The organism is Flavobacterium sp. ZE23DGlu08 (genome assembly GCF_030505335.1).
Lineage (GTDB): Bacteria > Bacteroidota > Bacteroidia > Flavobacteriales > Flavobacteriaceae > Flavobacterium > Flavobacterium algoritolerans.
Genome location: NZ_CP130045.1, coordinates 1,032,963 through 1,046,935, shown reverse-complemented (window position 1 = coordinate 1,046,935; position 13,973 = coordinate 1,032,963). Strand labels below are relative to the sequence as shown.

The window sequence follows — 13,973 nt, the reverse complement described above, 5'->3', positions numbered from 1 at the left end:
CTATTAATTTAAATTTAAAATTTTAGAGTAAGATTGGTTCCTATAGTTCTTGTAGAAGGAAATTGAGCTAATTCTACTCCAGGAGTTAGTGTACCATTATCTAGATTTCCTCCTTCAGGATCAAAACCAGGGAACTTAGTAAAATTAAATAAGTCTCTTCCATATAAAGCAAGACTTGCAGATTTCATTCCTATCTTTTTCAAGAGGCTGTTCGGTAAATTAAATTCAATTCGAACTTCTCTAAGTTTAATATAAGAAGCGTCAAAAATATTAGTTTCCCCATTTCCGATTGTGTAATAATTATCATAGTAGGAGCTTGCTGCTACTTTAACAGTATTGGGGAGATAAGTTCCGTCTGATTGTAAAACGACTCCTTGCCCTATAATCCCACCATCACGACCTGGAAGTGTTACTTTGGTTTTTCCTAATGTATTATTCTTATGATTAGTTTGTGAATATATACTTCCTCCTTTTTGTCCGTCAAGAAGTACACTCAGTCTTACTTTTCCGATTGTAAACTCATTCATCAGTCCTGCTTTCCAGTCAGCAAATGCATTTCCTCTTTTTTTCATCTCAGGATCCAATGTAGCAGGTAAACCAGCTGAAGTATAAATGATCTGTCCGTCAGGAGATCTCTGAAAACCTCTACTATACATATCTCCCATTCTGCCACCAACTCTTGCTTCAATGCTAACATTACTTCCATGACTGTAAATAACCTGGTTTGTTATGCCTGGAGCCAATTCTTTAACATAACTTCTATTTCTGCTCCAGGTGAGGGTGCTATTCCATTTGAATTTATTTTTTGCTATTAATTTTCCTGATAAAGCAAGTTCCATTCCTTTACTGTTTATTAAACCTGCATTTACCATTGCATTTGAGTATCCTGAAACGGGATCTAGAGGAATTGCTAGAATCTGATTGCGACTATTATTATTGTAATAAGCGATATCAATTGATAAGCGGTTTTTAAACATTCTAAGATCAATACCCGTTTCTATACTAGAAGTTATCTCGGGTTTTAAATTAGCATTGAATAATATTGAAGTATTGGTAAAGCTATTACTATATATCCTGTCATAATATTTATCTGTTTGGTAAGGTCTTGTGTCGTTACCAACCTGTGCCCACGATAATCTAAATTTAGCAAAAGAAAAAACAGTCGGTAAGCTCGTTATTTCGTGGATTAGGAAACTAGTACTAATCGAAGGATAGAAAAATGAATTGTTACCGTAAGGCAAAGTGCTTGACCAGTCATTACGTCCAGTAAAATCTAAAAATATTTTTTCTTGATAAGACAATTGTGCTAAACCATAAAAGCTATTAATCGCTTTCTTTGTTTTTAGAGGATCTGCAACTGCTTGATCTAAGCTATTTGATATTTGGTAAATTCCTGGCTGAGATAACTGATCCGCATAAAGTCCTGCAAAATCATAGTTTTGCCTCATTGAATTTGCACCTGCAGTAATGTTATAATTGATATTATTATTTAGTGCATTTTTATAGGTTAGCAATGCATCCGTATTTATTTCATAACTAAATACATTTTGTTCTCTATACATTCCGCGAGCATATTTAGTCATACTAAAAGGACGTTGTTGTGATCTGAACTCATTTGACATGTCCAGACCAGAACGCACCATAAATTCAAGTTTGTCATTAAACTGATATGTTGCTGACAAGTTTCCTATCACCCCATGTTTATTCATTTTGTTGAGCATTTCATACAGGTCAAGATAAGGATTGTCAGGTCCCGTGTTGAAAGGGTTTTTTTGTTTGACACCAATAAGTCCAGGCTGCCAATATGGTTTAAACCATTCCGGTTTAATATTTGGAGCTGTACCTATCATAAGAAAATACATGATAGATTGATTGTTGTATCCTGCTGCTGGAAGATTATCACTTTTCTTATTAGTATAATTCACCTTACCATTTATCTTAAGCTTCTCAGAGATTTTTTGATTTACGGATAAGGAAGCATTTAATCTTTCAAAACCAGTATTAGGAAGAATCCAATCATTTTTAAGATGAGTAATCGATAAGCGGGTAGACCCCTGTTCATTTCCCCCTTCCAAAGCTATACTATTTGATTGTGTAGTACCTGTTCTAAAAAATCCAGAAATATAATTTTTATTAGAAACCCATGGCGTACGTTCAGTAGGTTTACCATCTACAGCGTTAGGATTATATTGAAAATAAGACTGTCCATCAAATTTTGGCCCCCATGCCCTTCCTGCAGCTACATTTGTACTTGTATTTGGTCCATCAGCACTATCTAGGTACGAATAATATTTATCTGTTCGTCCCTCTCCATATTCAAATTGGTAATCTGGCCAACGATTCACTTGATCAAAACTAAAATTACTGCTTATTGTCACACCAATTCCTTTATCTTTAGTTTTGCCCGACTTGGTAGTAATAATAATTGCACCACCAGCTGCTCTAGCTCCATATAAAGCAGTTGCACCAGCACCTTTTAATACAGTAACTTTTTCAATATCTTCCGGATTAATATCAGATAATGTTGAGCCGAAGTCAACTGGACTATCCTGAGAAAGGTGAGAGGAAAATCCGGTACCGGTGATCTTACTGCTTACAGGCACTCCATCCAAAACAATCAAAGCTTGATTGTTATCAAGGTTAAGTGATGATTCTCCGCGAAGAGTTATTCTGGAAGAACCCATTGGACCCGATCCAGTTCCCTGCACATTTAAACCTGCAACTTTACCAGAAAGAGAATTTACCCAGTTATTTGATTTGGCATCTTTTACGGCATTTTCACCAAGAGATTGAGCTGAGTATCCTAGTGACTTTTCTTCACGTTTTATACCCAAAGCTGTCACGACCACCTCTTTAAGAGCTGTTTCGTCTTGAACAAGTACTACTTTAATTTCCGTCTTGTTTTCAATATTGATTTCTTTCGTCCCAAATCCTACATAACTAACAGATAAAATCGTTGTATTTGCAGGAACATTAATAGTAAATTTTCCATTAAAATCAGTAGTGGTTGCTACGGCTGTTCTTGCTACAAAAACAGAAGCTCCGGGAATAGGTAAATTGGATTCATCTAAAACGACGCCTACAATTTTTCTCGTATCTTGAGCCTTTATTTGAGTAGTTTTTTGAACAGTTTTAATAAGTTCTTTTACTAGAATACCATTATTAGTTATCTTAAAATCAAGATTAACTTTCGTTTTTAAAACAGTTAATACTTGATTTAAATCTTGATTATTAATGGTAATGGATATTTTATTTTGAAGAAATTTTTGGTCTGACATGTAAATAAACTTGTTGTTTATTTGTTGTTCTATAAGTGTAAATATTTTCTGTATCGAAACGTCTTTAAGATTTAAACGGATCTTCTCATTTTTAGCTATATTTTCTACCGCTTCAGGTTCTTTTGGAGTATTGGAATAAGTAGTACCAATTCCGAACTGAAGTAACAAGGATAAGGTTACTATAATTTTGTTTCTCATTTTATCTGTGATTATTTTTTTTAAAATTTTTAACATCCAAAACTGACCTTAAAAAAGATAGTTTTTCTACTAATTATTAGATAGAGTTAAGCAGTCCTCTTTTTTTATAAGATATCAAAGCCTTACTAATGTATTTAAGAGCAAGTCCAATATGATTTTCAACCGTTTTGGGAGTGACGTTTAGAATTTCCGAAATCTCTTTGTACTTTAACCCGTCGATCCTACTGAGTTCGAAGACTTGACGTGACTTTTTTGGAATAACATCTAATATTTCGCGAATCATATTCTTAATAAATTCCTTTTGCTCATCGTCAATAATCTCTTCCTCTATACTTGGTATACTTACACTATCAATTACTTTTATTTCATCAATTTGTTGATGAAATAACTCAAATCTCTGTACTTTTTTCAAACTATTTTTTACTACTACATATATATATGATTTAGGGTTTCTAATTTTATCAAGAGTATTTCTGTTATTCCACAATTCAATAAAAGCATCAGCTACTTTTTCCTCCACAAGGCATGAATCCGATTCATAGCCTAGTCCAAAACGACACAATCGGGTGTAATATCTATTGAAGAATAGTTCCATCGCCTCTTGCTGACCATTTCGTATTTGCTGAAATAAATAGTCATCTGAAACATTGTCGCTAAAACCGATTTTTATTTGGTTAATTTTCATGATACTTTGTTATTTCAAAGGTGTTTACCTTGGTTTTGACTATATTCACATTAGATATAAACTCTAATGAAGTTATGAATTCATCAATTTTTTGATCTTTAAAAGCACCTTTAATATGCTGATTTGCAATGTCATTATCATTGATAACAAAATTCACCCCGTAGAATTGATTTATTTTAGGTAGAGCATCTTCAAGCTTTATATCATCTAAAAGCAGAATATTGTCTTTCCAGGCTGAAATTTCACTAACGTCAAAATTTCTTTTGGTAACTACTTTAGTCTTTGAATTCCAGACCAACTCTTCACTTGGTAATAGATTGATTTCGTCGTTACTCTCTTTAAGCAATACCTTTACTTTCCCTTTTTCCAGGGAAACAATTTTATTAATGGAATTATTATTGACATTAAATTCCGTTCCCAATACTTTAACATCATAAGCATCTGTATGAACTATAAAAGGAGAATTTTCATTTGGTGTTACTTTAAAAAAGGCTTCTCCAACCAACCAAACTTCCCTTGTATTTCCGAAATCACTGAAAAACTTGACATTACTACCTGAATTTAAAACAACTGTACTGCTATCTGGCAATAAAACGGTAAGACGTTCTCCAACTTTAGCAATTTTATGATTAACATATCCCTGGCTTGTAGATTTGGTAAAATAAAAACCGAGACCAATCAGTAAAATGATTACAACAGAAAAAACCGCCTGTTTTCTGAAAAGAAATGAAGTGGACTTTGTGGAGTGATTCAGTTTTCTATACTGGTTTTTAATTTGATTAAAAGAATTACCTTGGATTGGTAATTTGGATTCGGGATAACTTACCCAAATCATTTTATAATTTTCAAAAACAGCACGAAGTTCATCATCTATAGTCATTTCAATTTCAAATACAGATCGCTCTGCTTTTGACATTTCGTTGACGAGATATTTCACACATTTTTTCTCTTTTCTATTCAATTTCAACATAAATATTTCCCTTTACTAATAAGAGTCAAAATAAGAGAAATACCCCTAGTTTTCAATACTATCAAATAGACACGATATTGTTAATGAATTGTTACTAGTGCGGTTTTAGCGGAAATAAGGAATCGTTTGGGAATTTATATTTTAATAAAAGCTATTAAATCTAAAAAGTTACTAAGAGCTTAAACTCGACCCGATGGCGATGGACACACAAAACATTTATCGATATAGAATTCGATTGGTGCTAACAATCAGAACGGAACCAGCTCGAAAATAAGTTTGTAAGGATAGGGGGAGTTCTGCGAATAGACCAGTTTAAAAATTGAACAGGTGGAACCCCTTATTATTGAATAAAAAAGGGTGTCATATAAGTTCAGGAGGAGCTAGTCATGGGGTTTCAGTTAGTGAAGTTTATGAAGTTTGAATACATGCCGTCAAATTCCAAGTTTGGAATACAAACAAACACTTATTTAAAACGAATATAATAAGTCGCACAAAAGTTGATTAATCAAAATTTATTGCTTCAAGTGATAAAGCCAAAAAGGCTGATTTTGCCTTTACAATTGTTCAACCAAGGTCTCTCTGAAAGTACATTTTCATCAAAACTTAGCTATTTACTTGCTTCTACTGATTATTCATTAAAGAATGCAGGTTATAATTCGCTTGTAGTAATAGGATCATAGAAACCGTTGACTGCAGTTGACTTACAAAACTAAAAAGGAATAATTTTACAGAAATTATTCAATCAATATTCCTAATCCCATTATGATCAACATCTAGCAAGTCAAAAGTTCTAATAAGATTAATAATTGCAGGGTTAATTTTCGCTAGTCTATTTACTTCAATTTCTGTTTTTGTATATTTAATTTCAACTATTTCTGAAGTTTTAGATTCAAAATAAATATCTGCAAGGTCTGTTCCTTCTGGTACGTCCTTTTTTTCAACATAATCACTACATCTTATCTGGTAACCTTCTTTATTTAGTTGTGTAGCTTTTTTATTCCAATCATTATATTCCGATTTATCGGGGTAGACTATGATTTTGAAATTCTTAATAGGCTCTAATAATTCTTTTTTAAAATTACTTTTACTGCCTGTTGCCATCCAAATATAATCTGGCAAAAATAAGCTCATGATCAAAGCCGTCTTTTCTGACTCTACTATGGCAATTTTATTTTTCGTCGATTCGTTGATTAAATGCAAACCAAATAGACACTGCTGTAAGACATAATCATTTAACTTTAAAAGACTATGAACCCAGTGAATATGGTTGAAAGGTGTTTTTATTCTTTTGCCTGTTTTAATATTAAAAAGCATCACTTTCCCTGTCATTATTTTATTGTGAGGATTGATTTGCCAAAAAATTGTTGAACCAAGCCAGTGCTTTGATGTTCCAAGTCTGTATTGTAAAATGACTGACTGAACCTCTTCTTCTGAAAAATAAATTTTCAAAAATTGAACCAAATTATTTTCATTAAAATTCCTGCCGCATAAAACCAATAAATCAGATTGTAAAGTAGAGGCTTGTCTTGTGATTATTGGTTTTATAAATTCTGAAATCACACAATTTTTATTAGGGTATTGATGATGCTTACAGCTGCTATCATTGTCACATCTACCGGATCCGTCTTCTAAATACGCATTGCTTTCATTGTCGACATATTTCACAAATTTTTTTTTACTACAATTTGGGCAGATAAATTTTTTACTGGATTTATCAAGAGAATATTTATACATTTTTTTATTTTATTTTTTAATTCGTAACACTCGTAATTTTCGTAGAGGTTACGAATATTACGAGTGTTACGAGTTTTTAACTTTACTAAAACAAGTTTCAATCAGTCGCAACATCATTTCTTTTTCTGAAATTTTTTTTGGGATCTCATCTGAAAGCAATTCCTCTAAGTCAAATTTCTTCATGTGGGGATCTATCATCTCAAATAGCAATTCACGCTCGTTTTCAGGGAGCGACATTATTATTTGATATGCTAGATTTGCCGTCATTAATTATTTTCTCCTTTTTTTAAAATATTTCTAACAGTTCCCTCACTGATTCTAAGTCTTTCAGCAATCTGTGTATTTGGAATATTTTGTTTTTTAAGTTCTAAAATTTCATTTAACCGATCTTCATTGTTTCTAGGCTTCAAATGGTCAAGTTCATTTTCGTATCCAATAAAAACAAATTCTAAAAAGTTACTTTTTTTTTCGATTTTGCATACAATTACATTTTGTGTATCGTATATCAATTCTGTATTTCGTTGTTTAATTTGCTTGATATAGCGCAATCCTGTTCCTTGTGCGCTTTCGCCTATAGCAAAGCAGCTGTCGCAAAAGTTCATTAGCATCTTACTTCCAGATAAGTCATTTTTAGTTAAAGGTTTGGAGGCATCCCGTTTCGGAGTATGTGCTAAGACTAATATTGATAAATTGTATTTTTTCTTTATACTATTTAAAAATTTCATTAAAGGCAAAGCATCTTTCGCTTTTTCGGTGTCTGTTTTTAAATACGTTAAATTGTCTATAACAATAATTTTGATATCATTTTCTATTGCAGCTAGTTCTAAGGAATGGCATAAAAAAGAATCAAAATCTTTAAATTCCGCAGGAATTTCTTGTTCAGGATTTATTTCAACTCGCAATAAATTTGGGCTGAACACATAATGTTCAGAAAATTGATTAGAATATCTGTTTTCTACTTGTTTATCTGATAGCTCAAAATCAAAATACAATACTTTTTGAGCCAATATCTCCATTTTGAAACCTTCAATGCTAATTCCTTTACTTAATGCATTAGACATTTGAAGAGCCAATATTGATTTTCCTAGGTTGGTGTCAGCAAATAAAATACAGATTTCGTTTTCATACCAAAACTCGCTAAAGAGCATTTTAGGTATAGGACGATTTTTAGCATCATCGATCCATTCATTCATTGGTTTTATGTTGAAGCAGTTGCTGGCAGAAGAATTGTTAACCTTTACATTGTTAGAATTAATTTTTAAATCGGCTTCAAGTTCTGACTTCAATACTGCTGTATGATCTGATGTATTTATGATTTTTGTGCTCATTTTGGTTGGTTATTTTATTGTGTTAAAGATTGTATGACAAAGTGTAATACGTTTTGTCATACAATCTGTAACACAAAGTGTATTACACGTAAATTCTATTTTCAAATGCCCTGTTATTGATGTAGTCCCTTAAGATTACATAGTCAAAAGCATCGTTAGAACACAATTCGCAAAATCGAAACTGATTGTTTCCGGTACCAAATTCACTTATCAATCGTAGGATATCCAGAAGTACTTTTTCGAATTCTCGCTTTAGATCATTTGGAAAGCAATCATTCTTAATGACCTCTAGTACAATTTTTTTTAGATCTTCCAAATCATTTTTTAATCCCCAGTTGTAAGGATCTCTACTTTTTTCATATATCCAAGAGATTAGATATATGAATTCATTTGAATTTGGATAGTTGTTATCGAATAAAGTTTGATTATCAATTTCTTCACTTTGGAGTTCCTCACTATATGTCGTTAAGATGTCTCTTACATTGTCGGATAACGATACACCTTTTTGATCTGAGTCATCGATTAGCATATTCCTCAATTTTTCAGGAATACGCACGTTTAAAATATATGATTTCATAATTATCGTTTTTGGTTTAGATAATTAAGAATGTCAATTTTTTTGAAACGGATGGTTCTTTTATGTTGAGAGTAGGGTAAGGTTCCATCTTTCCGGAGTTTCCAGAGTGTGACTTCGGAACAGCCTAGAATTTGACAAGTTTCCTTTATAGAAATTCGTTCCTCTATTAATAAAGGAATTTCTGTTTGGCTACCATTATGATTTTCTAAATAAAGTAGAACTCTTTGTTGAAGTGTTTTGAGTTCTTGAACCTCTGTTTTGAGATTCTCAAATGATTGTAAAAATTGTGGCTGTGTCATAATTAATTTTGTTTAATATTACGTTAGTAATAAACGTAATAAACTAATTAACAGCAAGTTAAATACATGTCGGATGTATGTCGGAAATCATTAAATGTATGTCGGAAAATTGATCAGATATGTCGAATTTCAATTTTGACTAATTTTCCGTGTCAAATTTTTCCCAATCCTCAGTAAATTTAGCAACTCTTTCGTCGTGAGTTCTATTAGTATTTTTTTGATAAGTAACAATTTCCGATGGGGAATAACCATATTCCACTTTCATAAATCGCTTAAATTGGTCTTTATTATTTGTTATTAAATCCTTATCTACTAGAACCTGATATAAGCTAACACTTTTTGCTTTTTCATCATCCTTAAAATTTTTTATTTTAATGTTTGTGAACTGATACGATTTTAATTTTTTAAAAATTTTATTATATTTTTGAAAATTTACATCATCTTGAAATTTATTGGTAAAGTAATAATCTTCTTCAAAACCAAAACGACTATTGAGTTCTACAACAATTTGTTTCGAGGCCTCAAATTCCAAAACTTCTGAAACAAGTTCATTTTCAACAAAATTGCTATCTATATAAGATTTTCTGTCCCCAATTAAATAATGTAAACTTGTTCTTGTATCGGAAAGATTGCTTTTATTTGCTTCCAATTGATAATAAAGCATTTTTAATTTGTTAAAATTATGGGTATGAATAATTCCGTCATCACTTACTTTTTTGTCATAAATTGTCATAACATCTTTATAAATGGTATTATAAATTTCCTTGTAATATTTCAGAGCTTTTTCTTTTTGCTCCTTTAGTTCTAATCCATAAATCTCGTCATTAAATATTTTAAAAAAGGGGAGTTTTATTTCTAAAATTTCTGACTGATATAAATCAATAATAAATTTATAGTATTCATCTATTAGTTCCTTACTAGGATTGATATGAATAGTGTCAGGAACAGTCATGTTCAAAACATTATTCTCAATACTTATTGCTGTTCCAACTAAATTTTTTACAAGCAATCCTTTTTCTAACATCAAATTTTCAATCTCTATATCTGATAATTCTAGTATTTTAGGATCAAATATTCCAAAATATTTCATTTTTATAATAATTTAAATATTTCATTTTACTATTTTCATTAAAGTACTGGTTTTGCCATAGAAGTTCTTCCATTAGATTCTCTGCCCGTTTTATGACAATAATTTTCTCTATAATTCCAGTTTTCGAATATTGCCCAAGTTTGATATGCTTCATAAGAAAATAGTTTTTGTGGGTCAAATGGTATTTTTATCCCTGTTCTTATGCAATATCCATATTCTTCATTTTGATTCCGGTTATATCTAGAATTTGAATATTTTTTATTTTCAGTTTCTTCCCTAACAAATTCGGTTTCTTTATATCTACTGGCTATATAGTGCTGTGGTTGTGTTATATTTTTGATTTCAGGAACGTATTCCTCTCTTGTTGGTTTGATATCTGTTTCTAGAATGTCATATTCAAAATCATTATAGTATTTTTTATCGAAATCTCTATTTTTATAAAGTGAATCCGTTACGTCATATAAAACTTTAGACTCGATGTATTTTTTTGTCAAACCAAAGTTTGTTTTCTTAAAAACAGAACGTTTAATATAAACACAAGGATTATCAGTAATAACTTGATTTGTATAGCTAATGGAATCGGTGTATAATTTTTCTAAATTAAGTTTTGAGTTCTGAAAATAAATTCCATACTCTACATTTTCGGTCATTGATTTTCCAAGAAGGTTCAATGATGTTAGTAATGCTTCGTTTTCATTAGCATAATATTTTGCGTGTAAATTTTTGCAATAAATTATTGATATATTACTAAATTCTTTAAATATTTCTAAATCGGCAGGGGTTAAACTTCTCTGAGTTTCTCCTTCATTTTTACCAAAAACGATTATGATTTCAAGTTCAGGATTATTTTTAAGGTTTTTGAAAACTACATTTTTGCAATAATCGTCTAGTCTTATAAAAGGTGAAAGAATAATAAGTTCTTTTTTTGCATTCCAGATGATGTCAGTTAGTTTGTCATCTAATTGTTTATCGGTAATAAATTCGGCCATTTTTCAAAAAATAAAAAATTGATTTTCTAAATTATTATTTAAATTAAACGTTAATTAAACGGTCCTATATCTGTGAGGAATTCTGAAGGTAAGTAATGTTCACTGAATTTCTGTTGTATTGGATTAAACCATTTAATCTTAATGGATTCAGTTGAAACGAGTCTTTTGTTTTCCCCGTCACTATAAAATAAATCCTTATGGTCTTCTATTTTAAAGCCACAAGCTATAAAGTCTGGTGTCGCATAATTGACAACGTATTGAATTATTTCCTTTATATCATCCAGTGTCTCTTTTTTCTTGTCTTTTGTGATTTTTACAGAGGATCTTTTCTTTAAAATTTCTAATTTTTTTGTTTTAAAATATAAAATTTCTCCATAGTTACATTGTGGTTTTAAAGGGTAGTTAGTTACCTCAGTAATAACATCAATATTATTGTCAATGGTTTTACTACTTAAACTTGCAATTTTAAGATTCGAAAAATTTTGAAGCATTTTTTCATATAAATGAGCTTCTACAAATTCACTTTTATTGTCGTCAAAATATACACAAATATATTTTATTCTTTCAGCTATTTCTTTACCACAAGTTTCGTCAAATGTCTTTTTCTGCTTGTTTTCAAAGAAAACTTCTTTAATCATCATTAAAGGCGGAACATATTTCCCATCCCCCTTTATGTAAAAATCGCTCAAAAGAGGATGTGTTTTAAGTGTGACAATATCTCCTACTTTGAATTCATTAATTAATTGCGGCATATTTTTAAATTTCAATAAAAGTATAAAATAATTACTACATTTGTCAAGAGTAAGAAAGTTTTAGTTAAAGAAATAGAACATTTGTTAAACTATTGTGAACATTTTGTTTCAATTAGTCCAGACCTTCGGGGAATAAATAAAATATGTGGATTAGTAAATTTGAACAATTTCTTCATTAACAATAAAGAAATCGATTTAATTATTGTTAATTTCAGAAATTTAAGTATAGTATCGTACCATTTAGATATTTCATGCTTCCTTCTAAGGCTAGTGTGTGTGTTTAAGACCATAATTACGGTGTTGATTATATATATTATTAGTTCTTTGTCCAGTGGCAAATCTACGTACAATTACAGCGGGAGTCGAGAACTCGGCTAATGGTTTGATCTCAGATTGAGATGTAAGTTTTATTTCGTTATAAATCCGCGCTAGGACTTCTCTTACTCTTATTTTCTTATGAAGCAAAAAGATTGGTTTAAAGACCGAGGTTATCCTCATTTTTCTAATAAAACTCCTTTATCAGTCAGAAAAGATTGTGAGATTTATGTGTCTAATAAGTTTAAAGTAGCTAAACATTCATTCTTACCATTAATTTTTAAAGAGATTAAGCAACGAAGATATAAGTCTAGTTTAATAAATGGTATAATAAGACATTCTCATAAAAAACAAAAAAAATCTACTAAGATTGTTTCTAATACTAAAATTAGAGAAATACTTTATGCAACGCATTTGGACGCGCATATTTTTTCTTACTATTCTCAAAAAATAATCACTCCTGAATATGAAAAATTATTAAATAGTAATTCAAATCTATCTAATTCAGTTTCTGCTTACAGGCAAATATCGACCGATGATAATTTGAAATTTAAAAATAACGTTCATTTTGCTAAGGATATATTTGATGAAGTAAAAAGAAGGGGGGATTGTGTGGTACTTGCGTATGATATTGAAAATTTCTTTCCTAGCTTAAATCATAGACTATTAAAAATGATTTGGGCAAGAGTGATGGGATTTAAGTCATTACCTAAAGATCATTACAATATCTTTAAAACAACAACTCATTTTTCATATGTAAAACTTAATGATTTGAAAACTATAAAAAATCATTTTGATGAAAAAAAATTATCAAAATATCGAAAAACTGGAAGAAACACCTTTTTTGAAAGTATTACAGAACTTTTAGAAGCTAATATTGTAATTCATAAAAATCAAAAACATAAGAAAGGAAAGTTGGTTGGTATACCTCAGGGACTTCCTATAAGTGCATTATTGGCTAATATTTATATGTTACCATTTGACGAGGCTATTATTGAAGAATTGACTGAAAAGGAAAATGTTTTTTATAGAAGGTATTCCGATGATATAATTGTTATTTGTGAGGAAAATAAGGTTGAAAAAATTGAAAATTTTGTTAAGGAACAAATTGAAAAAATTAAATTAGTAATTTCTTTTGAGAAAACTGAAAAAACACTATTTAAAACAGATAATAATGTACTTCAATCATTCAAAATTGATGGCGATAATTTAATTAAAAATATGCCTTTGAATTATTTGGGTTTTGAATTTTATGGAAATAAGACTTTGATAAAATCAAAAAATCTTGCTGGATTTTATAGACGTATGAAAAATACAATTAAAAGAAAGCATAAAAGAGTAGGTAAGATTAATGAAAATTTACTTTTAGATAAATCTCCTTTATTTAAAAGAAAAATTTATCGTTTATATAGCTTTAAAGGTTGTAAGAGTAGATTATTATCTTCCAAAAAATCAGAATTTAAAAATCAGGAATTAGTAGTTTCAAAATTTGAAAAAAAATATAGAGGTAATTACATTCGATATGTTTACCGTGCATCTGAGGAAATGAACGCTCCTGAAATTAAAAAACAGATTAGAAATCATTGGAAAATTTTACAAAAAACATTAGTGAAATATGATTTTTCTAACATAAATTTATTTTTAAAATAATAACTCTTTTATCATTTCTTTTGTAATCGACTCGATTACTCAGTCCTTAAGATTCATCTAATAAATTTTACCGTCCTGCATTTTCAATAGTATCTGTAATTCTCTGTC

The 13,973-nt window shown here is 30.2% G+C and carries 12 protein-coding genes; 1 reads left to right on the top strand and 11 read right to left on the bottom strand.

Going from position 1 to position 13,973, the window contains the following annotated elements; genetic code table 11:
* Positions 1-14: 14 nt before the first annotated feature.
* The 11 genes from Q1W72_RS04635 to Q1W72_RS04585 form a co-directional block, all read right to left on the bottom strand.
* The gene (locus tag Q1W72_RS04635; protein ID WP_302137482.1) at positions 15-3,512 is read right to left on the bottom strand and encodes a SusC/RagA family TonB-linked outer membrane protein; all 3,498 of its coding nucleotides are present in this window, start codon (positions 3,510-3,512) and stop codon (positions 15-17) included.
* Positions 3,513-3,552: 40 nt separating this feature from the next.
* Positions 3,553-4,161 carry a sigma-70 family RNA polymerase sigma factor gene (locus tag Q1W72_RS04630; RefSeq protein WP_302137481.1) on the bottom strand — a complete coding sequence of 203 codons (609 nt, stop codon included), beginning with the start codon at positions 4,159-4,161 and terminating at the stop codon, positions 3,553-3,555.
* Entirely contained in the window at positions 4,151-5,131 is a 981-nt protein-coding gene (locus Q1W72_RS04625) for a FecR family protein (RefSeq protein ID WP_302137480.1), read from the bottom strand. The genes Q1W72_RS04630 and Q1W72_RS04625 overlap by 11 nt, the downstream gene beginning before the upstream one ends.
* A 738-nt stretch (positions 5,132-5,869) precedes the next feature.
* Positions 5,870-6,865, bottom strand: coding sequence for a DUF6371 domain-containing protein (locus Q1W72_RS04620; protein ID WP_302137479.1), 996 nt, complete (start codon positions 6,863-6,865; stop codon positions 5,870-5,872).
* A 66-nt stretch (positions 6,866-6,931) separates the two neighbouring features.
* A complete protein-coding gene (locus Q1W72_RS04615; RefSeq protein ID WP_302137478.1) occupies positions 6,932-7,132 on the bottom strand; it encodes a hypothetical protein in 201 nt (66 codons plus the stop codon).
* Positions 7,132-8,193 carry an AAA family ATPase gene (locus Q1W72_RS04610; protein ID WP_302137477.1) on the bottom strand — a complete coding sequence of 354 codons (1,062 nt, stop codon included), beginning with the start codon at positions 8,191-8,193 and terminating at the stop codon, positions 7,132-7,134. The genes Q1W72_RS04615 and Q1W72_RS04610 overlap by 1 nt, the downstream gene beginning before the upstream one ends.
* An 82-nt stretch (positions 8,194-8,275) precedes the next feature.
* Positions 8,276-8,770 (bottom strand): hypothetical protein, encoded by a 495-nt coding sequence (locus Q1W72_RS04605; protein WP_302137476.1) that lies wholly within the window; start codon positions 8,768-8,770, stop codon positions 8,276-8,278.
* A 2-nt stretch (positions 8,771-8,772) separates the two neighbouring features.
* Complete coding sequence (locus Q1W72_RS04600) at positions 8,773-9,069, bottom strand: helix-turn-helix domain-containing protein (protein ID WP_302137475.1); 297 nt, start codon at positions 9,067-9,069, stop codon at positions 8,773-8,775.
* A 139-nt stretch (positions 9,070-9,208) separates the two neighbouring features.
* Positions 9,209-10,159 carry a hypothetical protein gene (locus Q1W72_RS04595; protein WP_302137474.1) on the bottom strand — a complete coding sequence of 317 codons (951 nt, stop codon included), beginning with the start codon at positions 10,157-10,159 and terminating at the stop codon, positions 9,209-9,211.
* Between the two features lie 38 nt (positions 10,160-10,197).
* Positions 10,198-11,148 (bottom strand): phospholipase D family protein, encoded by a 951-nt coding sequence (locus Q1W72_RS04590; protein WP_302137473.1) that lies wholly within the window; start codon positions 11,146-11,148, stop codon positions 10,198-10,200.
* A gap of 50 nt (positions 11,149-11,198) precedes the next feature.
* Positions 11,199-11,900, bottom strand: a complete 702-nt coding sequence (locus Q1W72_RS04585) for a hypothetical protein (protein WP_302137472.1) — start codon at positions 11,898-11,900, stop codon at positions 11,199-11,201.
* A 456-nt stretch (positions 11,901-12,356) separates the two neighbouring features.
* Between Q1W72_RS04585 and Q1W72_RS04580 the strand changes: the two genes are divergently transcribed.
* Positions 12,357-13,865, top strand: a complete 1,509-nt coding sequence (locus Q1W72_RS04580; RefSeq protein ID WP_302137471.1) for a reverse transcriptase domain-containing protein — start codon at positions 12,357-12,359, stop codon at positions 13,863-13,865.
* The last annotated feature ends 108 nt before the right edge of the window (positions 13,866-13,973 follow it).

Bases quoted from the DNA above. Each gene is read 5' to 3' on its own strand.
- Q1W72_RS04580 (WP_302137471.1), top strand. From the start codon at position 12,357: ATGAAGCAAAAAGATTGGTTTAAAGACCGAGGTTATCCTCATTTTTCT.
- Q1W72_RS04620 (WP_302137479.1), bottom strand. From the start codon at position 6,865: ATGTATAAATATTCTCTTGATAAATCCAGTAAAAAATTTATCTGCCCA.
- Q1W72_RS04630 (WP_302137481.1), bottom strand. From the start codon at position 4,161: ATGAAAATTAACCAAATAAAAATCGGTTTTAGCGACAATGTTTCAGAT.
- Q1W72_RS04590 (WP_302137473.1), bottom strand. From the start codon at position 11,148: ATGGCCGAATTTATTACCGATAAACAATTAGATGACAAACTAACTGAC.
- Q1W72_RS04610 (WP_302137477.1), bottom strand. From the start codon at position 8,193: ATGAGCACAAAAATCATAAATACATCAGATCATACAGCAGTATTGAAG.
- Q1W72_RS04585 (WP_302137472.1), bottom strand. From the start codon at position 11,900: ATGCCGCAATTAATTAATGAATTCAAAGTAGGAGATATTGTCACACTT.
- Q1W72_RS04600 (WP_302137475.1), bottom strand. From the start codon at position 9,069: ATGACACAGCCACAATTTTTACAATCATTTGAGAATCTCAAAACAGAG.
- Q1W72_RS04595 (WP_302137474.1), bottom strand. From the start codon at position 10,159: ATGAAATATTTTGGAATATTTGATCCTAAAATACTAGAATTATCAGAT.
- Q1W72_RS04625 (WP_302137480.1), bottom strand. From the start codon at position 5,131: ATGTTGAAATTGAATAGAAAAGAGAAAAAATGTGTGAAATATCTCGTC.
- Q1W72_RS04605 (WP_302137476.1), bottom strand. From the start codon at position 8,770: ATGAAATCATATATTTTAAACGTGCGTATTCCTGAAAAATTGAGGAAT.
- Q1W72_RS04635 (WP_302137482.1), bottom strand. From the start codon at position 3,512: ATGTTAAAAATTTTAAAAAAAATAATCACAGATAAAATGAGAAACAAA.
- Q1W72_RS04615 (WP_302137478.1), bottom strand. From the start codon at position 7,132: ATGACGGCAAATCTAGCATATCAAATAATAATGTCGCTCCCTGAAAAC.